The sequence below is a fragment of the Subtercola sp. PAMC28395 genome, from assembly GCF_018889995.1.
Taxonomy (GTDB): domain Bacteria; phylum Actinomycetota; class Actinomycetes; order Actinomycetales; family Microbacteriaceae; genus Subtercola.
Genome location: NZ_CP076547.1, coordinates 189,575 through 211,487, shown reverse-complemented (window position 1 = coordinate 211,487; position 21,913 = coordinate 189,575). Strand labels below are relative to the sequence as shown.

The 21,913-nt window shown below is 62.8% G+C and carries 30 protein-coding genes and 1 pseudogene; 30 read left to right on the top strand and 1 reads right to left on the bottom strand.

The features are described from left to right. Positions 1-80: 80 nt before the first annotated feature. The 9 genes and pseudogenes from KPL76_RS01065 to KPL76_RS14650 form a co-directional block, all read left to right on the top strand. Positions 81-1,319 carry a hypothetical protein gene (locus KPL76_RS01065; protein ID WP_216334508.1) on the top strand — a complete coding sequence of 413 codons (1,239 nt, stop codon included), beginning with the start codon at positions 81-83 and terminating at the stop codon, positions 1,317-1,319. A 401-nt stretch (positions 1,320-1,720) separates the two neighbouring features. Continuing rightward, positions 1,721-2,095, top strand: coding sequence for a 30S ribosomal protein S12 (rpsL, locus tag KPL76_RS01060; protein ID WP_205107218.1), 375 nt, complete (start codon positions 1,721-1,723; stop codon positions 2,093-2,095). Continuing rightward, positions 2,095-2,565 (top strand): 30S ribosomal protein S7, encoded by a 471-nt coding sequence (rpsG, locus tag KPL76_RS01055; RefSeq protein WP_205107221.1) that lies wholly within the window; start codon positions 2,095-2,097, stop codon positions 2,563-2,565. Before rpsL ends, rpsG begins: the two co-directional genes overlap by 1 nt. 95 nt (positions 2,566-2,660) lie before the next feature. Next, complete coding sequence (fusA, locus tag KPL76_RS01050; protein WP_205107223.1) at positions 2,661-4,778, top strand: elongation factor G; 2,118 nt, start codon at positions 2,661-2,663, stop codon at positions 4,776-4,778. A gap of 133 nt (positions 4,779-4,911) precedes the next feature. Then, positions 4,912-6,105: an elongation factor Tu gene (gene tuf, locus KPL76_RS01045; protein WP_216334507.1), complete on the top strand. Its 1,194-nt coding sequence runs from the start codon at positions 4,912-4,914 to the stop codon at positions 6,103-6,105. A 381-nt stretch (positions 6,106-6,486) separates the two neighbouring features. Further along, entirely contained in the window at positions 6,487-7,497 is a 1,011-nt protein-coding gene (locus KPL76_RS01040; RefSeq protein ID WP_216335850.1) for a DNA topoisomerase IB, read from the top strand. A 276-nt stretch (positions 7,498-7,773) separates the two neighbouring features. Beyond that, positions 7,774-8,769: an ABC transporter ATP-binding protein gene (locus KPL76_RS01035; RefSeq protein ID WP_216334506.1), complete on the top strand. Its 996-nt coding sequence runs from the start codon at positions 7,774-7,776 to the stop codon at positions 8,767-8,769. Beyond that, entirely contained in the window at positions 8,766-9,566 is an 801-nt protein-coding gene (locus tag KPL76_RS01030; protein ID WP_216334505.1) for an ABC transporter permease, read from the top strand. Before KPL76_RS01035 ends, KPL76_RS01030 begins: the two co-directional genes overlap by 4 nt. 159 nt (positions 9,567-9,725) lie before the next feature. After that, positions 9,726-9,899 (top strand): annotated as a pseudogene (locus KPL76_RS14650) (LuxR C-terminal-related transcriptional regulator); the annotation flags it as partial. Between the two features lie 29 nt (positions 9,900-9,928). On the opposite strand, the gene KPL76_RS01020 reads toward KPL76_RS14650, so the two are convergent. Continuing rightward, entirely contained in the window at positions 9,929-10,405 is a 477-nt protein-coding gene (locus KPL76_RS01020) for a helix-turn-helix domain-containing protein (protein WP_253202095.1), read from the bottom strand. Positions 10,406-10,468: 63 nt separating this feature from the next. Between KPL76_RS01020 and KPL76_RS01015 the strand changes: the two genes are divergently transcribed. From KPL76_RS01015 to rplO, 21 genes are all read left to right on the top strand, one after another. Further along, positions 10,469-11,680 carry an MFS transporter gene (locus KPL76_RS01015; RefSeq protein ID WP_216334503.1) on the top strand — a complete coding sequence of 404 codons (1,212 nt, stop codon included), beginning with the start codon at positions 10,469-10,471 and terminating at the stop codon, positions 11,678-11,680. 370 nt (positions 11,681-12,050) lie between these two features. Further along, positions 12,051-12,359, top strand: coding sequence for a 30S ribosomal protein S10 (rpsJ, locus tag KPL76_RS01010; protein WP_104242452.1), 309 nt, complete (start codon positions 12,051-12,053; stop codon positions 12,357-12,359). A gap of 10 nt (positions 12,360-12,369) precedes the next feature. Next, positions 12,370-13,026 (top strand): 50S ribosomal protein L3, encoded by a 657-nt coding sequence (gene rplC, locus KPL76_RS01005; RefSeq protein WP_216334502.1) that lies wholly within the window; start codon positions 12,370-12,372, stop codon positions 13,024-13,026. 3 nt (positions 13,027-13,029) lie between these two features. Then, the gene (rplD, locus tag KPL76_RS01000) at positions 13,030-13,692 is read left to right on the top strand and encodes a 50S ribosomal protein L4 (protein WP_205107237.1); all 663 of its coding nucleotides are present in this window, start codon (positions 13,030-13,032) and stop codon (positions 13,690-13,692) included. After that, positions 13,689-13,988: a 50S ribosomal protein L23 gene (gene rplW / locus KPL76_RS00995; protein ID WP_216334501.1), complete on the top strand. Its 300-nt coding sequence runs from the start codon at positions 13,689-13,691 to the stop codon at positions 13,986-13,988. Before rplD ends, rplW begins: the two co-directional genes overlap by 4 nt. 23 nt (positions 13,989-14,011) lie before the next feature. Then, positions 14,012-14,851 carry a 50S ribosomal protein L2 gene (gene rplB, locus KPL76_RS00990; RefSeq protein WP_205107241.1) on the top strand — a complete coding sequence of 280 codons (840 nt, stop codon included), beginning with the start codon at positions 14,012-14,014 and terminating at the stop codon, positions 14,849-14,851. Positions 14,852-14,862: 11 nt separating this feature from the next. Further along, the gene (gene rpsS / locus KPL76_RS00985) at positions 14,863-15,144 is read left to right on the top strand and encodes a 30S ribosomal protein S19 (RefSeq protein WP_104242462.1); all 282 of its coding nucleotides are present in this window, start codon (positions 14,863-14,865) and stop codon (positions 15,142-15,144) included. Between the two features lie 25 nt (positions 15,145-15,169). Then, positions 15,170-15,568 (top strand): 50S ribosomal protein L22, encoded by a 399-nt coding sequence (gene rplV / locus KPL76_RS00980; RefSeq protein ID WP_216334500.1) that lies wholly within the window; start codon positions 15,170-15,172, stop codon positions 15,566-15,568. Continuing rightward, positions 15,568-16,374 carry a 30S ribosomal protein S3 gene (rpsC, locus tag KPL76_RS00975; RefSeq protein WP_216334499.1) on the top strand — a complete coding sequence of 269 codons (807 nt, stop codon included), beginning with the start codon at positions 15,568-15,570 and terminating at the stop codon, positions 16,372-16,374. The genes rplV and rpsC overlap by 1 nt, the downstream gene beginning before the upstream one ends. Before the next feature lie 2 nt (positions 16,375-16,376). Further along, entirely contained in the window at positions 16,377-16,796 is a 420-nt protein-coding gene (gene rplP, locus KPL76_RS00970) for a 50S ribosomal protein L16 (RefSeq protein ID WP_136641104.1), read from the top strand. Next, entirely contained in the window at positions 16,796-17,152 is a 357-nt protein-coding gene (rpmC, locus tag KPL76_RS00965) for a 50S ribosomal protein L29 (protein ID WP_216334498.1), read from the top strand. The genes rplP and rpmC overlap by 1 nt, the downstream gene beginning before the upstream one ends. Beyond that, positions 17,152-17,463, top strand: a complete 312-nt coding sequence (gene rpsQ / locus KPL76_RS00960) for a 30S ribosomal protein S17 (RefSeq protein WP_216334497.1) — start codon at positions 17,152-17,154, stop codon at positions 17,461-17,463. The genes rpmC and rpsQ overlap by 1 nt, the downstream gene beginning before the upstream one ends. A 43-nt stretch (positions 17,464-17,506) precedes the next feature. After that, positions 17,507-17,875, top strand: a complete 369-nt coding sequence (gene rplN, locus KPL76_RS00955) for a 50S ribosomal protein L14 (RefSeq protein ID WP_205107253.1) — start codon at positions 17,507-17,509, stop codon at positions 17,873-17,875. A gap of 2 nt (positions 17,876-17,877) precedes the next feature. Continuing rightward, positions 17,878-18,237 carry a 50S ribosomal protein L24 gene (rplX, locus tag KPL76_RS00950; RefSeq protein ID WP_205107255.1) on the top strand — a complete coding sequence of 120 codons (360 nt, stop codon included), beginning with the start codon at positions 17,878-17,880 and terminating at the stop codon, positions 18,235-18,237. After that, on the top strand, positions 18,237-18,830 hold the full coding sequence (gene rplE, locus KPL76_RS00945) for a 50S ribosomal protein L5 (RefSeq protein ID WP_216334496.1): 594 nt from the start codon (positions 18,237-18,239) through the stop codon (positions 18,828-18,830). Before rplX ends, rplE begins: the two co-directional genes overlap by 1 nt. A 113-nt stretch (positions 18,831-18,943) precedes the next feature. Then, positions 18,944-19,342, top strand: a complete 399-nt coding sequence (gene rpsH / locus KPL76_RS00940; protein ID WP_205107260.1) for a 30S ribosomal protein S8 — start codon at positions 18,944-18,946, stop codon at positions 19,340-19,342. Positions 19,343-19,348: 6 nt separating this feature from the next. After that, positions 19,349-19,885, top strand: coding sequence for a 50S ribosomal protein L6 (gene rplF, locus KPL76_RS00935; RefSeq protein ID WP_216334495.1), 537 nt, complete (start codon positions 19,349-19,351; stop codon positions 19,883-19,885). Between the two features lie 2 nt (positions 19,886-19,887). Further along, complete coding sequence (rplR, locus tag KPL76_RS00930; RefSeq protein WP_104242484.1) at positions 19,888-20,259, top strand: 50S ribosomal protein L18; 372 nt, start codon at positions 19,888-19,890, stop codon at positions 20,257-20,259. A gap of 26 nt (positions 20,260-20,285) precedes the next feature. Then, positions 20,286-20,972 carry a 30S ribosomal protein S5 gene (rpsE, locus tag KPL76_RS00925; protein ID WP_205107264.1) on the top strand — a complete coding sequence of 229 codons (687 nt, stop codon included), beginning with the start codon at positions 20,286-20,288 and terminating at the stop codon, positions 20,970-20,972. Beyond that, a complete protein-coding gene (rpmD, locus tag KPL76_RS00920; RefSeq protein ID WP_104242488.1) occupies positions 20,972-21,157 on the top strand; it encodes a 50S ribosomal protein L30 in 186 nt (61 codons plus the stop codon). Before rpsE ends, rpmD begins: the two co-directional genes overlap by 1 nt. Beyond that, on the top strand, positions 21,157-21,828 hold the full coding sequence (gene rplO / locus KPL76_RS00915; RefSeq protein ID WP_216334494.1) for a 50S ribosomal protein L15: 672 nt from the start codon (positions 21,157-21,159) through the stop codon (positions 21,826-21,828). The genes rpmD and rplO overlap by 1 nt, the downstream gene beginning before the upstream one ends. Positions 21,829-21,913 lie beyond the last annotated feature (85 nt).

The following is a 21,913-nucleotide window of genomic DNA, read 5'->3' as shown; positions in this document are numbered from 1 at the left end:
CCGCCTGCTCGTTGTTAGAGTGTGGCTGCGGCACGTTTGCCGTAGCAGTGCGGCCGACCGGCCCGTGAAGGAGTGGCATCATGAGCACCGACGAACACAGCGCTGGCGAAGAAGCCGCAGCTCCTCTCGGCACAGCCGACGCATCAGTGCCGGCTCCGGAGACGAGCGACTCAGTGGCACCCGCGGGAGATTCGGCCGAGCATCCGGTGGCTGAGGCGGTTGGGCCGCAGCAGGTCACCTCGCCCGAGCCTTCAGGGACCACACCGAGAGAGCTCTCAGAGCCGCAGCCTGTTGCGGAATCGCGGGTAACAGAAGCTCCCGTCACCGAATCAGCTGTTGTCGCACCGCCTGTCGTCGAACCTGCCTCTCCAGGCCCGACGGTTGATTCGGCAGTCGCCCCGACGGCTGCCGTCGAACACGCCGCTCATTCTGAAACTCACACTCCGGTTACCGACGGCGTTGCGGCTGCGCCCGTTGCCCCGTCCGAGGCACCGCATGCTGCTCCCGGCGCTGCGCCGGTCGCTGCCGCTGCGGCCGGAGCTGTAGGTGGGGCCGCCATTGCGTACCCGGCCGCCGCGTTCGCCCCGCCGGCTGCCTATGCGCCACCAGCTGGGTATGCGACGCCCGTTGCGTACCAGACACCTCCGTCAGAACTCGCCGCACGGTACCCCAACGGAGCGCCCGTCGAGGCCTACCTGCCGCCGGGCTACGTACCGCCGGTGCCCGTTGTGGTGCCAGTGCTGACGCCCCCCAAGCGGCGAAGCAATCGCGGTGTCGGCGCACTCATCGCCCTCGCTGGTGCGGTCGTGTTCGCGATCGTGTACGCCCTCGTGAGCCTCGCGATCCTCTCCTTCTCTGTCGCCGGCAGCAAGGTCGGGTCGGTTCTAGTGCAGTTCATGACCAGTCCGGCGTTCTACGTGCCGGTCATCTTCTTCGCCATCGCCCTCATTCTCGTCGTGCTCATCGTCAACCGTGCCAGCTGGTGGGCATACGTGTTCGGCGGGTTCCTCGTTGCTGTCGTGGTCTACGGCGCAGCAATACTCGGAGCACTGCTCGCCGTCCAGGCGTGGAACTTCACTCCGGACCAGGCGGCACAGTTCATTCGGGGACTTGTGATGGATCCGCTGACGCTCGCCGCGGCGATCGTTGCTCGCGAGGTCACGATCTGGGTCGGTGCGTGGATCAGCTCGCGGGGGCGCAAGATGAAGGCGCGCAACGCGACCGACCGCGACGAGTATGAGCGAAAACTCGCCGATCAGACTGCTGCGCAGAACGCGGCACAATACCCGCAGCAGGCGGTTGCGACACCCTTGGTGTGACAACGCAGGCGCACGTTCGACTGCCGGCGGATCGTCCGGCGCACGGGGTATCGGCGCAAGGGTGAGGCGTCCAGCGCTCGCTTGACCGGAGCCCTCCACGCGAGTATGATTTTCGAGGTGTGCGCTTTGTCGTGCGCTCGTTCGGTGCCCGCGTCTTCACGCCGCAGGCTACCGCTCGGCCACGCATGCTTCATACAAAGCAGGGTTTGACTGTTCAGCTCTTTCGAACGATCAGCCCCCACGGCATACCTACCTCAATCAGATTCACTCTGTGCGGTCTGCAGGTAGGTCCAATTGAACTCGAAACACGCGGCCGTTTCCATGGGAACGGCTTGCGCCGTCTTCGAATGCTCATTTTCAGTAGCAGCTGTCACCGTGCAGTAAACACAAGGAGTCATGTAGTGCCTACCATTCAGCAGCTGGTCCGTAAGGGCCGAACGCGCAAGGTCTCCAAGACCAAAGCGCCTGCTCTCAAGTCCAACCCGCAGCAGCGCGGTGTGTGCACTCGCGTGTACACCACCACGCCGAAGAAGCCGAACTCGGCTCTCCGCAAGGTCGCCCGCGTCAAGCTCTCCAACGGTACTGAGGTCACGGCCTACATTCCCGGTGAAGGCCACAACCTGCAGGAGCACTCGATGGTGCTCGTGCGCGGCGGTCGTGTGAAAGACCTGCCCGGCGTTCGTTACAAGATCGTTCGAGGCGCGCTTGACACCCAGGCTGTCAAGAACCGCAAGCAGGCTCGCAGCCGCTACGGCGCGAAGATGGAGAAGAAGTAATGCCTCGCAAAGGACCAGCTCCCAAGCGTCCCGTAGTCGCAGACCCGGTCTACGGCGCTCCCATCGTCAGCCAGCTCGTCAACAAGATTCTTCTTGACGGCAAGAAGGGCCTCGCCGAGAAGATCGTCTACGACGCTCTCGCCGGCGTCTCGAGCAAGAACGGTGCCGACGCTGTCGTCACCCTCAAGAAGGCCCTCGACAACGTGCGCCCGACCATCGAGGTCAAGAGCCGCCGCGTCGGTGGTTCGACGTACCAGGTGCCCGTCGAAGTCAAGCCGCACCGTGCGAACACTCTCGCACTGCGCTGGCTCACGACATACGCGAAGGGTCGTCGCGAGAAGACCATGACCGAGCGTCTGACCAATGAGATCCTCGACGCGTCGAACGGTCTCGGTGCCGCTGTGAAGCGTCGTGAAGACACTCACAAGATGGCCGAGTCGAACAAGGCCTTCGCGCACTACCGCTGGTAAACCAAGTTCTTCGAAATTCGGTCGAAGCGGGGTCAGCCCGCTTCGACCGAATTAGTACCAGCCCCCATCTTTAGCAACACAATCGGAGGAAATCCGTGGCACAGGACGTGCTTACCGACCTGAACAAGGTCCGCAACATCGGCATCATGGCCCACATCGATGCCGGCAAGACCACCACCACCGAGCGCATCCTGTTCTACACGGGTATCACTCACAAGATCGGTGAAGTCCACGATGGCGCAGCCACGATGGACTGGATGGCGCAGGAGCAAGAGCGCGGCATCACGATCACGTCTGCTGCAACCACGTGTTTCTGGAACGAGAACCAGATCAACATCATCGACACCCCCGGCCACGTCGACTTCACGGTCGAGGTCGAGCGCTCACTTCGTGTGCTCGATGGTGCCGTCGCGGTATTCGACGGCAAGGAGGGCGTCGAGCCCCAGTCGGAGACCGTCTGGCGCCAGGCCGACAAGTACGACGTCCCGCGCATCTGCTTCGTCAACAAGATGGACAAGCTGGGTGCCGACTTCTACTTCACCGTCGACACCATCGTGAAGCGCCTCGGCGCTCGCCCGCTCGTCATCCAGCTCCCCATCGGCGCTGAGTCGAGCTTCGAGGGTGTCGTCGACCTGGTCGAGATGCGCGCGCTGACCTGGCGCGGTGACTCCAAGGGTGACGTCGAGCTCGGTGCGAAGTACGACATCGAGCCCATTCCCGCAGACCTGCAGGAACTGGCCGACGAATACCGCGAGAAGCTCATCGAGGTCGTCGCTGAGACCAGTGACGAGCTGCTCGAGCGCTACCTCTCCGGTGACATCGACTTCTCCGTTGCCGAGATCAAGGCTGCGATCCGCAAGCTCACGGTCAACAGTGAGATCTACCCGGTTCTCTGTGGCTCTGCCTTCAAGAACCGCGGTGTCCAGCCGATGCTCGATGCCGTTGTGGACTACCTGCCGAGCCCGCTCGACGTTCCGAGTGTCGAGGGACACGACGTGCGTGACGAGGAGATCATCATCTCCCGTGGTGCCAACTCGACCGACCCGTTCGCCGCTCTGGCGTTCAAGGTCGCGGTTCACCCCTTCTTCGGTCGCCTGACCTACATCCGTGTCTACTCGGGTCACGTCGACTCCGGTGCACAGATCATCAACGCGACCAAGGGCAAGAAGGAGCGCATCGGCAAGATCTTCCAGATGCACGCCAACAAGGAGAACCCGGTGGCTTCGGTCACGGCCGGTCACATCTATGCGGTCATCGGCCTGAAGGACACCACAACCGGTGACACCCTTGCCGACCCGGCGCACCCCGTTGTGCTGGAGTCGATGACGTTCCCTGAGCCCGTCATCGAGGTCGCCATCGAGCCGAAGACCAAGGCCGACCAGGAGAAGTTGGGCCTGGCCATCCAGAAGCTGGCCGAAGAAGACCCGACCTTCCGCACCGAGCAGAACCAGGACACCGGCCAGACGGTCATCAAGGGAATGGGCGAGCTTCACCTCGACATCCTCGTGGACCGCATGCGTCGTGAGTTCAACGTCGAAGCCAATGTCGGCAAGCCGCAGGTTGCCTACCGTGAGACGATTCGTCGCACGGTCGACAAGCACGACTACACCCACAAGAAGCAGACCGGTGGTTCGGGCCAGTTCGCGAAGATCCAGATCTCGATCGAGCCTCTTGAGGTCACCGCTGAGAAGATCTACGAGTTCGAGAACAAGGTCTCGGGTGGTCGTGTTCCCCGCGAGTACATCCCCTCGGTCGACCAGGGCTTCCAGGCGGCAATGGCCGTCGGTGTGCTCGCCGGTTACCCGATGGTCGGCGTGAAGGGCATCCTCCTGGATGGCGCGGCGCACGACGTCGACTCGTCTGAAATGGCGTTCAAGATCGCCGGCACGATGGCGTTCAAGGAGGCGGCTCGCAAGGCGCAGCCCGTTCTCCTCGAGCCCCTGATGGCCGTCGAGGTCCGGACTCCCGAGGAGTACATGGGCGACGTCATCGGCGACCTGAACTCACGTCGTGGCCAGATCCAGTCCATGGAGGACGCCACCGGTGTAAAGGTCATCCGTGCGAATGTTCCCCTGTCGGAGATGTTCGGTTACGTCGGCGACCTGCGGAGCAAGACCTCCGGTCGCGCCGTCTACTCGATGACGTTCGACAGCTACGCCGAGGTCCCGAAGGCAGTTGCCGACGAGATCATCCAGAAGAACAAGGGCGAGTAACACTTACTGCCGCTCGCTCCCAGAGCGAGCAACCGGCTAAGCTGTTCCGGTTGCCCAATACCGTAAAATAAAGAAATCCCCCGTAGAGACCTGAGTCTTCAGAGATCTACATTGAAGTCCTGAGGAGGACCCAGTGGCTAAGGCCAAGTTCGAGCGGACCAAGCCGCACGTAAACATCGGAACAATCGGTCACGTTGACCACGGAAAGACGACGCTCACCGCGGCCATTTCCAAGGTGCTCGCAGACAAGTTCCCGTCGGCGACCAACGTTCAGCGCGACTTCGCGTCGATCGACTCCGCCCCAGAAGAGCGCCAGCGCGGCATCACGATCAACATCTCGCATGTTGAGTACGAGACCGACAAGCGTCACTATGCGCACGTCGACGCTCCGGGCCACGCTGACTACATCAAGAACATGATCACGGGTGCCGCCCAGATGGACGGCGCAATCCTCGTGGTTGCTGCGACCGATGGTCCCATGGCCCAGACGCGTGAGCACGTGCTGCTTGCGCGCCAGGTCGGCGTTCCCTACCTGCTCGTCGCTCTGAACAAGACCGACGCGGTTGACGACGAAGAGATCCTCGAGCTCGTTGAGCTCGAGGTCCGTGAGCTCCTTTCGAGCCAGGGCTTCGACGGAGACGACGCACCTGTCGTCCGCGTTTCCGCACTCAAGGCCCTCGAGGGCGACGAGAAGTGGGTCGAGAGCATTCTCGAGCTCATGGCTGCCGTCGACGCTTCGGTTCCGGACCCTGTGCGTGACCGTGACAAGCCGTTCCTCATGCCGATCGAAGACGTGTTCACGATCACCGGTCGTGGCACTGTCGTCACCGGTCGTGCAGAGCGTGGCACGCTCGCCATCAACTCCGAGGTCGAGATCGTCGGCATCCGCCCGACGCAGAAGACCACGGTCACGGGTATCGAGATGTTCCACAAGCAGCTCGACGAGGCCTGGGCCGGCGAGAACTGTGGTCTGCTCCTGCGCGGCACCAAGCGTGACGACGTTGAGCGTGGCCAGGTTGTCGTCAAGCCCGGTTCGGTCACACCGCACACCGGCTTCGAGGGCACCGCCTACATCCTCTCCAAGGATGAGGGTGGCCGTCACAACCCGTTCTACACGAACTACCGCCCGCAGTTCTACTTCCGCACCACCGACGTCACCGGCGTCATCACGTTGCCAGAAGGCACCGAGATGGTCATGCCCGGCGACACCACCGACATCAGCGTTGAGCTCATCCAGCCCATCGCCATGGAGGAGGGCCTCGGCTTCGCCATCCGTGAGGGTGGCCGCACCGTCGGCGCCGGAACGGTGACCAAGGTCACCAAGTAGTACCAGCTCTCCAGAAGTTGGGCCGTGCCGAATGGTGCGGCCCATCTTTCGTTAAGGCGTTCGGCTGAGGGCCGTGCGCCGAACTGAGTCGCATACGCGAGTCTCACCGTGGCGTAGGCGACCCACTGGCGTCCGTTTCGATCCGGTCGGGTTCCCCCTTTCCACAGCGGCGAACCCTCCGGAGTCATCCCGAGCTGGCGTTGCGGCCAGGTGCCACTGTTGGCGATTCCGAGAGCCGAGGTGAATCGGGTGCGCCGAGTTGAGTCCTGCGCACCGGTCGCAAGCTGACTGCAGGGGCCTCACGAATGGTAGATACCCCTCCGTCAAGCCCCTCCGGGCGAGTGGAGTGCCTCTGGCGCTGGCAGGTACCGTAGTCCAGTGGTGAGACTTAGACGCAGCGACTCCTCAGGCAGCGGGTTCCGACGGATGGGTTCCGGCACAGGGTTCATGTACAAGCATCCCGACGGAAGCACGTTGACCGATCCAGACCTTCGCTCGCGAATCGAACAGCTCGCGATTCCGCCAGCCTGGACTGACGTGTGGATCGCGCCGCATGCAAACGGGCACATCCAGGCCACCGGAATCGATACGGCGGGGCGCCGCCAGTACATCTACCACCCCACCTGGCGCGAACAGAAGGATCGCATCAAGTTCGACCGTGCTCTCATGCTCGCTGAAGCACTGCCGACGGCGCGTCGCAAGGTGACGATCGATCTTCGGCGCGAGCAACCCGACCGAGAGCGGGCGTTGGCAGCGGCATTCCGGATGCTCGACCAGGGCTCCCTGCGCGTCGGCAGCGAACGATACGCCCAGGAGCACGGCAGCTTCGGCCTGTCGACTCTGCTCTGCGGCCACGTGAGGGTCAGCGGAGATGATGTGCATTTGGAATTTCCCGCGAAGAGTGGGCAGCCCTGGGAGTCAGACATCCACGACGCCGAGCTTGCGCGCGTCATTGCCGGACTCAAGCGGCGAGGGGCGAATGCCCACCTTCTCGCCTATCGCAGCGAGACACTGTCTCGCTCGACACCCGCGGACGCTCCGCTGAAGCATCGTTCGGTGTGGCGCCCACTCGATGCCGCAGAGATCAACGTGTACGTGCGGGAGCAGACCGGGGGAGACTTCACGGCAAAAGACTTCCGCACACTGCACGGCACGATCGCTGCGGCAGTCAGCCTCGCGAAAGCAGGGCCCCAGAATTCTGAATCAGCGCGCAAGCGCGCGATTGCGCAGAGTATGCGCGACGCCTCAGCTGTGCTCAGCAATACGCCATCGATTGCTCGCAAGAGCTACGTAGACCCCCGTGTGATCGACAAGTTCACCGACGGCGTCACTATCGACCCGGCCCGCCTGGGTTCAGCTGAGACCGAGCTGCGGAACCTGCTCTACGAATAGAACGGATGCGCGACCGGAGCCCATGCGCCCAGATGCCGCCCGGGCTGCGGCCCCGCAACCCATGCGCGTTTCTTCGGCGTCGTCGTATCGCTTGCTCAGCTGTGTGGCCGCAAGCGGCGGGCCTGCGTGCTTGGTGAGCGCTGGCCCGCCAACGGTGGACCATTGCGTCTCGCATACGGACGTGCGCCACTCCTTGGCCCACATGTGACAAATGTCACAGCCGAGACGTGACGTTCGGGTGAGGCCTGCTTGCCTCGAACGCGAGATGATCATTGCATGGCACACATCTCCGCTGTGAACTCCCGGGTCGACTCATTGACCAAGCACGACGCAGTCGCCTTGCGCGGCGTCACGAAATCGTTCGGTCGAGTCCGCGCCGTCACCAACGTCGACCTCCGCGTGAAGCCCGGCGAGGTGGTCGCCCTCCTCGGCCCGAATGGGGCAGGCAAGACGAGTTCGATCGACATGATCCTCGGCCTCAGCAAGCCAGACGCTGGTGAGATCACGATCTACGGCATGGCGCCTCACCTGGCAATCGCTCGTGGCCAGGTGGCCGCCGTCATGCAGACCGGTGGCCTGCTCCGCGACCTCACCGTGCGCGAGACCGTGCTCCTGACCGCGACACTCTTCCCCGGAGCGAGGCCAGCCGACGAGGTACTCGAGCGGGCGGGCATCCTGAGCATCGGCGACCGCCGAGTGGGCAAGTGTTCGGGCGGGCAACAGCAGCGCCTGCGCTTCGCGCTCGCCCTGCTGCCAGACCCCGATCTTCTCATCCTCGATGAGCCGACCACGGGCATGGATGTGGAGGGCCGCCGCGACTTCTGGAACGCCATCCGCGCCGATGCGGCAACCGGCAGAACGGTCATCTTCGCAACGCACTATCTCGAAGAAGCCGACGCCTATGCTGACCGCATCGTGCTGATGCGTGAGGGCGAGATCGTGGCCGACGGAACCGCCGCTGAGATCAAGAATCTCGCATCGGGCCGGACTGTTCGCGCCACAGTGTCGAATCTCGACCGGGCAGAGGTGGCGGCGATGCCCGGCGTCGACGGCATCGAAGACCGTGGCGAGTCCGTGCTCATCCATGCCAGTGACTCAGATGCTGTAGCCCGCTACCTCCTCACCCAGACGGATGCCCGCGACCTCGAAATAGCGTCGCACAACCTTGAAGACGCCTTCGTCGCATTGACGTCATCCAAAGCCACCCTGCCCCAGAGCGGCGACCGAACCTCATTCACCAGCCGAACCGATTCCACCGGGACACTCTCATGACAATCGCACCCCCACCCACTGACCGCAGCCGCATCGAGCGCCGCATTCCGCCCCTCGGCGGGTTCAATGTCACCTTCCTCGTGCTCGAGATCAGGCGCGTGCTGCGCAATCGACGCACGCTCGTCTTCACCATCGTCATGCCGATCATCTTCTTGGTGCTCTTCGCTCTGCCCAACAAGAACGATCCGCTGGGCACGACCGGGTACAGCTATGCGGCCTACGTCATGATCAGCTTTGCCGTGTACGGTGCAATGATCGCGGCTACGAGCGGTGGCGGAATGGTCGCGGTGGAGCGCGCTCAGGGGTGGAGCCGCCAGCTCAGACTGACGCCCCTGCGTCCAGCCGCCTACATCAGCATCAAGATGCTCTCGGCTATGTTCCTGGGACTGATCGCCGTTCTCGCGGTGTTTGCCGCCGGGCTCGTCATGGGCATCACGATGCCGCTGCAGGTGTGGATTCTCTCCGGCCTCGTGGCCTGGATCGGCTCAATGGTGTTCGCCACGCTGGGTCTTTTCGTGGGCTACCTCGTACCCAGCGAGAACGTCATGCAGATCCTCGGTCCGCTGCTGGCCTTCCTCGCACTCTTCGGTGGCCTTTTCGTACCCCTCGAAGTGCTGCCCCAGGTGCTGCAGGACATCGCGAAGTTCACCCCGGCGTATGGCGTCGGTGCGATCGCGAGAAGCCCTCTGCTCGGCAACGGTTTCGACTGGTGGGCCCTCGTGAATGTGCTGGCATGGGGCGTGATCTTCGGGCTGGCCGCGGCTCGCATGTTCCGCCGCGATACGAAACGGGTCTGAGCAATGGCTGCAGGCGAATCGACGTCGAACATCCGTGCCACCGATTCCGGTGGCGCAGATGCCCGAAGGGGACCCCGTGCGTGGTACCTCGGTTCGACCGTGGGACTGTTGTGGCTGGCCTTTCCGATCAGCATCCTATGGACCACCGGCCTGCCGCTCGCTGCCGGTCAAGGCCGAACGAGTCGTGGCCTCGTTGCAGAGATTGCCGCAGAATTGTTTCTCTCCGAGGGAACCGTGCGCAACTATCTCTCCAGCGCCATCGGTAAGACCGCCGCACGCAGCCGCGCAGATGCCGCACGAATCGCCGAGGAGAACGGCTGGCTGCTCGGCTGAGCCACGGATGCCCGGCAGCGCTTCGTCCGTCACCAGGAGATGGTCGCGGCCGGCCCGGGTACGAGCGATACGTTCTGCGCGTCGAGTACCGAGCCGTCGTCGCCGACGAAGGCCAGCGATGCGTGCTGGCCTGTGCTCGTATCCCGGGTCAATGAGACCCGCCCTCCCGGGTTGGGCGAGAATTCGTCTCCCCACTCCTGCAGGGCGACGAGCACGGTCTTGAGGGCGAAGCCCTGCTCCGTCAGGTGGTAGCTGAAGCGCTCGCGCTCACCCTGCTCCCGGTATGACCGGCGTTCGAGTACTCCAGCGTCGACCAGCGACGCGAGCCGGGCAGCCAGGATGTCGCTCGGGATGCCCAGATTGTCGCGCAACTGAGAGAACCGGCTCTCTCCGCGCAGGGCGTTGCGCACGATGAGCAGCGACCACTTCTCGCCCACCAGGTCGAGACTGCGGTGGATGGAGCAGTGATGTTCTTTCTTCGGCCGGGAATTCGTCGGAGTGACCACGCCTTAACGATAGAACCAGCCAGCTAGATTGGCAATTCCAACTGAGATGGGTAGAGTTCAGCCATGGCACAGACGATCACGAGATCTTCACGCAGGGGCAGCTTCTGGGCCTCGGCAGCAGTATTGGCCTTGTGCCTCTGGTCCAGTGGCGCGCCCTCGGTGCTCTACCCGACGTACGCTGCGGAGTGGCACCTCACGTCGACCGTGATCACGACGATCTTCGCGACGTACCCGGTCGTGCTCCTCGGGGGGCTGCTCGTCGTCGGCAACATCTCCGATTCGATCGGCAGGCGGCAGGCCATGCTCATCGGAATCGGGCTCATTCTTGTGTCGGGTGTGATCTTCGCATTCGCCCCGAATGTCGGCTGGCTCTACGCTGGCCGAGCGTTGCAGGGTATGGGTACCGCGTTCGCGCTGGGTGCAGCCAGTGCATCCCTCGTCGAGAACAACACTTCGTCGAATGCTCGTCTCGCCAGTTCGCTCACGACGGCCAGCACTGCTCTCGGGTTGACGCTCGCCCTTCTCGTGTCGGGAACGCTCGCCCAGTACGCTGTCTGGCCGCAAGGGCTGAGCTTCCTGGTGTTGTCGGTGCTGAGCGCGGTCGTGTTCGCTGTCGTCTTCGTGATGCCAGCTGATGCAGAGGATGCCCGCCCAGCCTGGCGCCCACAGCCCATCCGCGTTCCACGCGGCACTGTGCGCGTGTTTGTCGCCGCCACCCTCTCGGTGTCCCTGGCGTACTCCGTTGGTGCTGTATTCCTGTCGCTCGGAGCATCGATCGCTCGCGATCTCGCTGAAACTACAGACCTCCTTGTCGTCGGATTGCTGCTGGCAGTCTCGTCGGTCATGATCGGGGCCACCGCGATCGCACTCCAGCGCATCCACACTCACATTGCAGTGATTCTCGGCGCACTATTGTCGCTGGCCGGACTCACTGTGCTCGAGATCATGACACGTTCCGGTTCGATCGGTCTGTTCCTGGTGTGGTGCGTCGTCGGCGGCGCCGGCTATTCGCTGGCGTTCATGGGCGGGCTGCAGTTGATCGGCCGAACGAGCCTGCTTGCGCACCGCGGAGCCACCCTTTCTGCCCTCTACCTGTTCTCGTACGTATTTCAGGCGCTCACCGCGATCGGTGCAGGAGCCCTGGCGACCGCACTGGGGCTGGCGGCGTCGATCGAAATCATTGTGCCGCTTGTCGGTGTTCTGGCCCTTGCCTCGGGTGTGTTCGCCGCGGTCGATTGGCATCGGCGTACTCGATCCACGGCTGCTGTCGCCTAGTGCGCTCGCGGGCCTTCTTCCCTTTATTGGCGCGACACGCCGCCGCGACACGCCCGGGTTGCATGAGCCTTCCCGGTGTGGCAGAATCTTCTAGTTCGGTATTGCGAGTGAACTGTGCCCGCATCACTACCAGGCAGTGCATAGCTATAGGCCTTCAGGTCTTGTAGGGCTAGGCCGCGGGTAGCAGAACGAAGCTTCACAAATCCCCCTCAGAATCGCATCTTCTGATGCGCACTGTTCGCAGCTGCGCGGTCGTGTGTGCCTGGCCCAGTCGGGGGAATTGAAAGAAAAACAGTGGTAAGCGCGTCCAATGCGACCAGGGCTAACTCAGCCCGGGCGTACGACGCAAGACAAGAGAGATGAGTCAAACATGGCGGGACAAAAGATCCGCATTCGACTTAAGTCGTATGACCACGAGGTCATCGACAGCTCGGCGCGCAAGATCGTCGACACAGTCACTCGTGCTGGTGCAACCGTAGTCGGCCCTGTGCCGCTGCCGACGGAGAAGAACGTCATCGCGGTCATCCGTTCACCCCACAAGTACAAAGACAGCTTCGAGCACTTCGAGAAGCGCACTCACAAGCGCCTCATCGACATCATCGACCCGACGCCCAAGGCTGTCGACTCGCTGATGCGCCTCGACCTTCCTGCCGATGTCAACATCGAGATCAAGCTGTAGGGGTCGACTGATGGCAACCACAACAAAGACTTCCAAAGGTCTGCTCGGCATCAAGCTCGGCATGACCCAGGTGTGGGACGAACAGAACCGTCTCATTCCCGTCACCGTCGTTCAGGTCACCCCGAACGTCGTCACCCAGATTCGCACCCCCGAGGTCGACGGCTACGAAGCGATTCAGATCGCCGGCGGCCAGATCGACCCCCGCAAGGTGAACAAGCCCCTCACCGGTCACTTCGACAAGGCAGGCGTCACGCCTCGCCGCCACGTCACCGAGATCCGCACGGCTGACGCTGCTAAATACACCGTCGGCCAGGAACTCACCGTCGACGGCATCTTCGAAGCCGGCAAGAAGGTCGACGTCGTCGGCACCAGCAAGGGCAAGGGTTTCGCCGGTGTGATGAAGCGTCACAACTTCAAGGGTGTCTCCTCGTCCCACGGTTCGCACCGCAACCACCGCAAGCCCGGTTCCATCGGTGCTTCCTCGACCCCGAGCCGTGTCTTCAAGGGCATGCGCATGGCCGGTCGTATGGGTGGAGAGCGCGTGACCGTGCTGAACCTCGTCGTTCACTCTGTAGACGCAGAGAAGAACCTCATTCTGGTCAAGGGCGCCGTTCCCGGCGGCCGTGGCCGTCTCGTTTTCGTTCGCACCGCAGTGAAGGGGGCGTAGCTCATGGCCGACGCAACTACTGTCGACATCATCGACGCCCAGGGCAAGAAGGCCGGCACAGTCGACCTTCCCGCTGAGCTCTTCGATGTGCAGACCAACATCCCGCTCATCCACCAGGTCGTTGTCGCGCAGCTCGCTGCCGCCCGCCAGGGTACCTCCAAGGTCAAGCGCCGTGGCGAGGTCTCCGGTGCCGGCCGCAAGCCGTTCAAGCAGAAGGGAACCGGTCGCGCCCGCCAGGGATCGATCCGTGCTCCCCAGATGACCGGTGGTGGCATCGTGCACGGCCCGACGCCGCGCAGCTACGACCAGCGCACCCCGAAGAAGATGATCGCGGCAGCACTGCTGGGTTCACTTTCCGACCGCGCCCGCGGCAGCCGCGTGCACGTCGTCGACTCGCTGACGCTCGGCCCTGTGCCCTCGACCAAGACGGCCATCGCCCTGCTCGAGCAGATCGCAACCAGCAAGCACGTTCTCGTGGTTGTGGAGCGCGGTGACGACATCGCTGTGAAGAGTGTCCGCAACGTTCCCGAGATCCACGTCCTGACGTATGACCAGCTGAATGCCTACGACGTTCTGGTGAGTGACGACATCGTCTTCACCAAGGGCGCAATCGACGGCTTCATCGCGTCGAAGACCACTAACACGAAGGCTGAGGTTGCAGCATGAGCGGCAACAACAAGGACCCCCGCGATGTCATCATCTCGCCGGTCGTCTCCGAGAAGAGCTATGGACTGATCGACGAGGGTAAGTACACCTTCATCGTCTCGCCCGACTCGAATAAGACCGAGATCAAGCTCGCCATCGAGAAGATCTTCAGCGTCGAGGTGGCTTCGGTCAACACGCTGAACAAGCAGGGCAAGACCCGCCGCACCAAGTTCGGACTGGGAAAGCGCAAAGACACCAAGCGTGCCATTGTGACCCTCAAGTCCGGCACCATCGACATCTTCACGGCTGTTGGCTAAGTCGGAATCCAGAGGATAAAAACATGGCTATTCGCAAATACAAGCCGACTACTCCGGGTCGTCGCGGTTCTTCAGTTGCAGACTTTGCAGAGATCACGCGCACCACTCCCGAGAAGTCGCTGCTTCGCCCCCTGCCCAAGACCGGTGGGCGCAACAACGCCGGCCGCATCACGACGCGTCACATCGGTGGTGGCCACAAGCGCCAGTACCGCGTGATCGACTTCCGTCGCAACGACAAAGACGGCGTCAACGCCAAGGTCGCTGAGATCGAATACGACCCCAACCGCACGGCTCGCATCGCGCTGCTTCACTTCGTCGACGGAACCAAGCGGTACATCATCGCTCCGAACAAGCTGAGCCAGGGCGACATCATCGAGTCTGGCGCCGGCGCGGACATCAAGCCGGGAAACAACCTCCCGCTGAAGAACATCCCCGTCGGTACCGTCATCCACGCGATCGAACTGAAGCCGGGCGGCGGTGCCAAGATGGCACGCTCAGCTGGTGCATCCGTTCGCCTCGTGGCGAAAGATGGCCCCTACGCACAGCTTCGTCTGCCTTCCGGTGAGATCCGCAATGTGGATGCGCGCTGCCGCGCGACGATCGGCGAGGTCGGCAACGCCGAGCAGTCGAACATCAACTGGGGCAAGGCCGGCCGCAAGCGCTGGTTGGGCGTCCGCCCGACCGTTCGAGGCGTCGCCATGAACCCTGTCGACCACCCACACGGTGGTGGTGAGGGCAAGACCTCCGGTGGTCGCCACCCGGTCAGCCCGTGGGGTCAAAAAGAGGGCCGCACCCGCCACCCCAACAAAGAGAGCGACAAGCTCATCGTTCGTCGCCGCAACGTCGGCAAGAAGCGTAAGTAGGAGTCGAGAAGATGCCACGCAGTCTCAAGAAGGGCCCCTTCGTTGATGACCACCTGCTTCGCAAGGTGGTCGTACAGAACGAAGCCGGTTCGAAGAACGTCATCAAGACCTGGTCACGCCGGTCCATGATCATCCCAGCCATGCTGGGCCACACGATCGCCGTTCACGACGGTCGCAAGCACATTCCGGTGTTCATCACCGAGACCATGGTCGGTCACAAGCTCGGCGAGTTCTCGCCGACGCGTACCTTCCGCGGCCACGTGAAAGACGACAAGAAGGGTCGTCGCCGCTAACGCGGTGGCGAAAAGGAGGAGAGTAATGGTGGAGTCGATCGCACGCGTGCGTCACATCCGCGTCACCCCCATGAAAGCTCGTCGCGTCGTCAACTTGATTCGCGGCAAGCAGGCCATGGAGGCCCTGGCAATCCTGAAGTTCGCCCCGCAGGGAGCGAGTGAGCCTGTTTACAAGCTCGTCGCCTCGGCGATTGCGAACGCGAAGGTCAAGGCCGATGCAAGCAACAGCTACCTCGACGAGCAGGACCTGTTCGTCACGGCGGCATTCGTCGATGAGGGTACGACCCTCAAGCGGTTCCAGCCCCGTGCACAGGGACGCGCATTCCAGATCCTGAAGCGCTCCAGTCACATCACCGTGGTTCTCTCCACGCCTGATGAGACCGAAGCAGTTGTCAAGGGTTCACAGAAGGCAGGAAAGAAGTAATGGGCCAGAAAGTAAACCCCTACGGCTTCCGTCTGGGTATCACGACCGACCACGTGTCGCGGTGGTTCTCCGACAGCACCAAGCCCGGCCAGCGTTACGCCGACTTCGTTGCAGAAGACGTCAAGATCCGTAACCTGCTCACCAAGTCACTCGACCGTGCAGGCGTTGCCCGCATCGAGATCGAGCGCACCCGTGACCGCGTTCGTGTCGACATCCACACTGCCCGTCCCGGCATTGTGATCGGTCGCCGCGGCGCCGAGGCAGAGCGCATCCGCTCCGACCTCGAGAAGCTCACCAAGAAGCAGATCCAGCTGAACATCCTCGAGGTCAAGAACCCCGAGGCTGAGGCTCAGCTCGTCGCCCAGGGCATCGCTGAGCAGCTGTCTGCTCGTGTGGCGTTCCGCCGTGCGATGCGCAAGGGTCTCCAGGGCGCCCAGCGCACCCCGACGGTCAAGGGTGTGCGTATCCAGGTCTCCGGCCGCCTCGGCGGTGCAGAGATGAGCCGCTCTGAGTTCTACCGCGAAGGTCGTGTACCTCTGCACACGCTGCGCGCCAACATCGACTACGGCTTCTACGAAGCCAAGACGACGTTCGGCCGTATCGGTGTGAAGGTCTGGATCTACAAGGGTGACATCACCAACAAGGAGCTTGCCCGCGAGCAGGCCAACCAGAAGTCATCGCGCCCCGAGCGTCGTGACGACCGCCGTGGTGGCGACGACCGTCGCCCGCCGCGTTCTTCGGCTCCGCGTTCCGACGCGCCGAAGGCAGACGCAGCCCCCGTGGCAGCAGCAGGAGTTGAGGCCTAACTATGTTGATTCCCCGCAGAGTCAAGCACCGCAAGCAGCACCACCCCGGCCGCAGTGGCCAGGCGACCGGTGGCACGACAGTGTCATTCGGTGAATGGGGCATCCAGGCCCTGACCCCGGCTTACGTGACCAACCGCCAGATCGAGTCCGCTCGTATCGCGATGACGCGTCACATCAAGCGTGGCGGGAAGGTGTGGATCAACATCTACCCCGACCGCCCGCTGACCAAGAAGCCGGCCGAAACCCGCATGGGTTCCGGTAAGGGTAGCCCCGAGTGGTGGATCGCGAACGTCAAGCCAGGTCGTGTACTCTTCGAGCTCTCCGGTGTCTCTGACGTCGTCGCTCGTGAGGCACTCACCCGTGCAATTCACAAACTGCCTTTGAAGGCACGCATCATCAAGCGCGAGGAGGGCGACGCATAATGGCGATCGGTTCTAAGGAGCTCACCCCCGTCGAGCTCGACACATTCGAAGATTCACGTCTTGCAGAAGAGCTGCGCAAGGCCAAGGAAGAGCTGTTCAACCTGCGCTTCCAGTCGGCCACCGGCCAGCTCGAGAGCCACGGCCGCCTGCGCGCCGTCAAGCGTGACATCGCTCGCATCTACACGATCGTTCGCGAACGCGAGCTGGGCATCCGTGCCACGCCCGTCGCCGTGGAGGTCGCTCCTGTAGAGGCAGCACCCAAGAAGACCCGCAAGGCGAAGGCCGCTCCTGTCGAAGAGGCGCCCGAAGCTGAGGCCGAGGTCGTCACCGAAGAGACAACTGAGGAGGCCAAATAATGGCTAAGACTGAGGCAGCGTCAGCTGCAACCGTCGAGACTGTTGCCGCGCCCGATCACGAGCGTGGCTACCGCAAGACCCGTCGTGGCTACGTCACCAGCGACAAGATGGAGAAGACCATCGTCGTTGAGGTCGAAGACCGCGTGAAGCACCCGCTGTATGGCAAGGTCATCCGCCGCACCTCCAAGGTGAAGGTCCACGACGAGGCCAACTCCGCCGGCATCGGCGACCTGGTGCTCATCTCCGAGACCCGTCCGCTGAGCGCCACCAAGCGCTGGCGCCTGGTCGAGATTCTCGAAAAGGCCAAGTAAGCGCCGCGCGCTTACCAGACCTCTCGATTAGGAAGAGTAGAAAATGCTTCAGCAGGAATCACGAGTCAAGGTTGCCGACAACACCGGTGCCAAGGAGCTCTTGACGATTCGCGTCCTCGGTGGCTCAGGCCGTCGTTACGCCGGCCTCGGTGACATCATCGTGGCGACCGTCAAAGATGCCATCCCCGGCGGCAACGTCAAGAAGGGTGACGTCGTCAAGGCGGTCATCGTTCGCACCAAGAAGGAGACCCGTCGCGTAGACGGTTCGTACATCAAGTTCGATGAGAACGCCGCAGTGATCCTGAAGGCTGACGGTGACCCCCGTGGTACCCGCATCTTCGGCCCCGTCGGCCGCGAGCTTCGCGACAAGAAGTTCATGAAGATCATCTCGCTGGCACCGGAGGTTATTTAATCATGGCGAACATCAAGAAGGGTGACCTCGTCCAGGTCATCACCGGCGCAACCCAGGCCCGCGGCGGAGACCGCGGCAAGCAGGGTCGCGTCATCGAGGTCCAGGTCGAGAAGAACCGTGTCATCGTCGAAGGAATCAACTTCGTCAAGAAACACGTTCGTGTCGGCCAGACCCAGCGCGGCACCAAGACCGGTGGCATCGAGACCGTCGAGGCCCCGATCCACGTGTCGAACGTCGCACTCATCGACCCCGAGACCAAGAAGCCCACTCGCGTCGGCTTCCGCGTCGAGCAGGTCACCAAAGACGGCGTCACCAAGAACGTTCGCGTTCGCTACGCCAAGAAGTCAGGTAAGGACCTGTAATGACTGACACCACAACTGCAGCGGTCGCTGGCAAAATCCAGCCCCGCCTGAAGCAGAAGTACAAGAACGAGATCATTCCCCAGCTCACAAAGGACTTCAGCTTCACGAACATCCACCAGGTTCCTGGCCTCATCAAGGTCGTCGTGAACACCGGTGTCGGTGAGGCAGCCCGTGACGGCAAGATCATCGATGGTGCCGTCAAGGACTTGACCGCCATCACCGGTCAGAAGCCGCAGGTCACCAAGGCCCGCAAGTCGATCGCCCAGTTCAAGCTTCGTGAGGGCCAGCCCATCGGCGCCCACGTCACGCTTCGTGGCGACCGTGCCTGGGAGTTCCTCGACCGCCTGCTCTCGCTCGCGCTTCCCCGAATCCGCGACTTCCGCGGGCTCTCAGACCGCCAGTTCGACGGCCAGGGCAACTACACGTTCGGCCTCACGGAGCAGTCCATGTTCCACGAGATCGACCAAGACAAGATCGACCGCGTTCGCGGTTTCGACATCACCGTCGTGACCACGGCGAAGACCGACGACGAGGGTCGCGCGCTGCTCAAGGCGCTCGGCTTCCCGTTCAAGTCAGCCGAGAACGCTTCCTAAGACCGCTCCATCGCAGTGAACCAAGGTCGGCAATTCGGCCGGCCTTGGCAGAGACCACAGGTCGGCATCCTTGCACAGGGTGTCGAAACCAGGTCAGAAAGGCACTATCCGTTATGACAATGACAGATCCGGTCGCAGACATGCTGACCAGACTGCGCAATGCGAACTCGGCATTCCACGACACCGTGTCAATGCCGCACAGCAAGCTCAAGTCGCACATCGCCGACATCCTGAAGGCTGAGGGTTACATCTCAGCGTGGGACGTCAAAGACGCAGAGGTCGGCAAGACCCTGACGCTCTCCCTCAAATTTGGCCCCAACCGTGAGCGCTCCATCGCTGGAATCAAGCGTGTCTCGAAGCCGGGTCTGCGTGTCTACGCAAAGTCGACCGAGATTCCCACCGTTCTCGGCGGCCTCGGAGTCGCAATCCTCTCGACGTCGTCTGGTCTCCTGACCGACCGTCAGGCCTCAAAGAAGGGCGTAGGTGGGGAAGTCCTCGCTTACGTTTGGTGATCTCTCATGTCACGAATTGGAAGACTGCCGATCGAGATCCCCGCTGGGGTCGAGGTCACCGTTGACGGCCAGGCCGTCACAGTGAAGGGCCCGAAGGGCGAGCTCGCGCTCACCGTCAAGGCTCCGATCGAGGCGAAGGTCGAAGACGGCCAGGTCCTCGTGACCCGTCCGGATGACGAGCGTGAATCACGCTCGCTCCACGGGCTCACCCGCACACTCATCGCGAACCAGATCATCGGCGTCACCCAGGGTTACACCAAGGGTCTCGAGGTCGTTGGAACCGGTTACCGCGTTGCTGCCAAGGGCGCGAACGTCGAGTTCGCTCTCGGTTACTCCCACTCCATCACCGTCGAGCCGCCTGCGGGCATCAGCTTCACGGTCGAGGGTGTCAACAAGCTCACTGTCAGTGGTATCGACAAGCAGGCCGTTGGCGAAGTAGCCGCAAACATTCGTAAGTTGCGCAAGCCAGAGCCCTACAAGGGCAAGGGTGTGCGCTACGCCGGCGAAGTTGTTCGTCGCAAGGCCGGAAAGAGCGGTAAGTAATCATGGCTACTGGAACCAGAGGCAAGAGCAAGGCTGCAGCACGCGGCCGCCGCCACGACCGTCTTCGCAAGAAGATCGAGGGCACCGAAGCGCGTCCGCGCCTCGTTGTCACCCGCTCCGCCCGTCACGTGTTCGTTCAGGTCGTCGACGACAGCAAGGGATTCACCCTCGCGTCGGCATCGACGCTCGAAGCGGACATGCGCACGTTCGACGGTGACAAGTCTGCAAAGGCCCACAAAGTCGGCGAGCTCGTCGCAGAGCGGGCCAAGGCTGCCGGCATCGAAGCAGTTGTATTTGACCGCGGTGGCAACCGTTACGCCGGGCGCGTAGCAGCAGTCGCCGACGGCGCTCGAGAGGGTGGATTGGACCTGTGAGTACCGAAAACGCAAAGGAAGCTGACGTGGCAGAAGCTACGACCGCTGAGCCGACCACGGCTGCGGCAACGACAACCGAAGCGCCAGCGGCGCAGAACGAGCCTCGTGAGGCTCGTCGCGGCGGTCGCGAACGCAACCCGAACAAAGACCGCGGAGCACGCGACTCTGAGAAGAGCCAGTTCCTCGAGCGCGTCGTCACGATCAACCGCGTCTCCAAGGTGGTGAAGGGTGGTCGTCGCTTCAGCTTCACCGCTCTCGTCGTCGTCGGTGACGGCAACGGTCTTGTGGGCGTCGGCTACGGCAAGGCACGCGAGGTGCCGACCGCGATCTCGAAGGGCGTCGAAGAAGCCAAGAAGAACTTCTTCCGCGTTCCCCGCGTGGGCAACACCATCCCGCACCCCGTCCAGGGTGAAGCGGCTGCTGGTGTCGTCCTGCTCCGTCCGGCCGCTGCAGGTACCGGTGTTATCGCCGGTGGCCCCGTGCGCGCCGTACTCGAGTGTGCGGGCATCCACGACGTTCTGAGCAAGTCGCTCGGGTCGTCGAACACCATCAATATCGTTCACGCGACCGTCGAGGCTCTCAAGCAGCTCGAGGAGCCGCGCGCTGTTGCCGCTCGCCGTGGCCTGACGCTCGAGCAGGTCGTGCCCGCACGTCTGCTCCGCGCCCAGGCTGAGGCCGATTCGGCTGCAGCTCTCGCAAAGGCAGGTGCCTGATGGCTACGAGCCTCAAGATCACGCAGATCAAATCCAAGATCAGCGAAAAGCAAGACCAGCGCGACACTCTACGTAGCCTTGGCCTCCACCGCATCGGCCAGTTCGTTGTGCGTGAAGACAACTCGCAGAACCGCGGCTACGTTCGCCACGTCGCTCACCTGGTGAAAGTCGAGGAGATTGACTAATGGCTGAAGAGAAGAATGACGCTGCAGAAGCAACTGCAACGCCGGTAAAGAAGGCACCAGCAAAGGCTGCTGCAGCAAAGGCACCCGCGAAGGCCGCTTCGGCAGCCAAGACCGGCACGACTGACGCTGCGCCGAAGGCCGCTTCGAGCAAGACCGCTGCGGCGAAGGCCGAGAAGTCGGCTGTCGTCGAGGCCAAGCCCGCGAAGGCGAAGGCGGAGCCTGCTGAAGCCCGTGACCAGGTTCTGAAGGTGCACCACCTTCGCCCGGCCGCTGGTTCGAAGAAGGCGCGCACGCGTGTCGGTCGTGGTGAAGGTTCCAAGGGTAAGACCGCGGGCCGTGGTACCAAGGGTACGAAGGCGCGCTACAACGTGCGTCTCGGCTTCGAGGGTGGCCAGATGCCGCAGCACATGCGTACGCCGAAGCTGCGTGGGTTCAAGAACCCGTTCAAGGTGTACTACCAGGTCGTCAACCTCGACCGTCTTGCCGAGCTGTACCCGACTGGGGGAGACGTCACGATCGCCGACCTCGTCCTCAAGGGTGCTGTGCGGGGCAACGAGAAGGTCAAGGTTCTCGGCGACGGCGACATCGCCGTCAAACTGAACGTCACTGTCGACAAGGTCTCCGGCTCAGCTGAGCAGAAGATTGTTGCGGCCGGCGGTTCGGTCAAGTAACGCATCACGTTTGTCGTGGGGGCGGCTGTCTTTTGAGGCAGTCGCCCTTTCGCGTTCTTCTCCGGTTGTCGGGATTGCAACTCCC

Excerpts from the sequence above, each read along its gene's own strand:
- KPL76_RS01065 (WP_216334508.1), top strand. The coding sequence starts at position 81 with ATGAGCACCGACGAACACAGCGCTGGCGAAGAAGCCGCAGCTCCTCTC.
- rpsG (WP_205107221.1), top strand. The coding sequence starts at position 2,095 with ATGCCTCGCAAAGGACCAGCTCCCAAGCGTCCCGTAGTCGCAGACCCG.
- KPL76_RS01035 (WP_216334506.1), top strand. The coding sequence starts at position 7,774 with ATGGCACACATCTCCGCTGTGAACTCCCGGGTCGACTCATTGACCAAG.
- KPL76_RS01030 (WP_216334505.1), top strand. The coding sequence starts at position 8,766 with ATGACAATCGCACCCCCACCCACTGACCGCAGCCGCATCGAGCGCCGC.
- KPL76_RS01015 (WP_216334503.1), top strand. The coding sequence starts at position 10,469 with ATGGCACAGACGATCACGAGATCTTCACGCAGGGGCAGCTTCTGGGCC.
- rpsJ (WP_104242452.1), top strand. The coding sequence starts at position 12,051 with ATGGCGGGACAAAAGATCCGCATTCGACTTAAGTCGTATGACCACGAG.
- rplC (WP_216334502.1), top strand. The coding sequence starts at position 12,370 with ATGGCAACCACAACAAAGACTTCCAAAGGTCTGCTCGGCATCAAGCTC.
- rplD (WP_205107237.1), top strand. The coding sequence starts at position 13,030 with ATGGCCGACGCAACTACTGTCGACATCATCGACGCCCAGGGCAAGAAG.
- rplW (WP_216334501.1), top strand. The coding sequence starts at position 13,689 with ATGAGCGGCAACAACAAGGACCCCCGCGATGTCATCATCTCGCCGGTC.
- rplB (WP_205107241.1), top strand. The coding sequence starts at position 14,012 with ATGGCTATTCGCAAATACAAGCCGACTACTCCGGGTCGTCGCGGTTCT.
- rpsS (WP_104242462.1), top strand. The coding sequence starts at position 14,863 with ATGCCACGCAGTCTCAAGAAGGGCCCCTTCGTTGATGACCACCTGCTT.
- rplV (WP_216334500.1), top strand. The coding sequence starts at position 15,170 with ATGGTGGAGTCGATCGCACGCGTGCGTCACATCCGCGTCACCCCCATG.
- rpsC (WP_216334499.1), top strand. The coding sequence starts at position 15,568 with ATGGGCCAGAAAGTAAACCCCTACGGCTTCCGTCTGGGTATCACGACC.
- rplP (WP_136641104.1), top strand. The coding sequence starts at position 16,377 with ATGTTGATTCCCCGCAGAGTCAAGCACCGCAAGCAGCACCACCCCGGC.
- rpmC (WP_216334498.1), top strand. The coding sequence starts at position 16,796 with ATGGCGATCGGTTCTAAGGAGCTCACCCCCGTCGAGCTCGACACATTC.
- rpsQ (WP_216334497.1), top strand. The coding sequence starts at position 17,152 with ATGGCTAAGACTGAGGCAGCGTCAGCTGCAACCGTCGAGACTGTTGCC.
- rplN (WP_205107253.1), top strand. The coding sequence starts at position 17,507 with ATGCTTCAGCAGGAATCACGAGTCAAGGTTGCCGACAACACCGGTGCC.
- rplX (WP_205107255.1), top strand. The coding sequence starts at position 17,878 with ATGGCGAACATCAAGAAGGGTGACCTCGTCCAGGTCATCACCGGCGCA.
- rplE (WP_216334496.1), top strand. The coding sequence starts at position 18,237 with ATGACTGACACCACAACTGCAGCGGTCGCTGGCAAAATCCAGCCCCGC.
- rpsH (WP_205107260.1), top strand. The coding sequence starts at position 18,944 with ATGACAATGACAGATCCGGTCGCAGACATGCTGACCAGACTGCGCAAT.
- rplF (WP_216334495.1), top strand. The coding sequence starts at position 19,349 with ATGTCACGAATTGGAAGACTGCCGATCGAGATCCCCGCTGGGGTCGAG.
- rplR (WP_104242484.1), top strand. The coding sequence starts at position 19,888 with ATGGCTACTGGAACCAGAGGCAAGAGCAAGGCTGCAGCACGCGGCCGC.
- rpmD (WP_104242488.1), top strand. The coding sequence starts at position 20,972 with ATGGCTACGAGCCTCAAGATCACGCAGATCAAATCCAAGATCAGCGAA.
- rplO (WP_216334494.1), top strand. The coding sequence starts at position 21,157 with ATGGCTGAAGAGAAGAATGACGCTGCAGAAGCAACTGCAACGCCGGTA.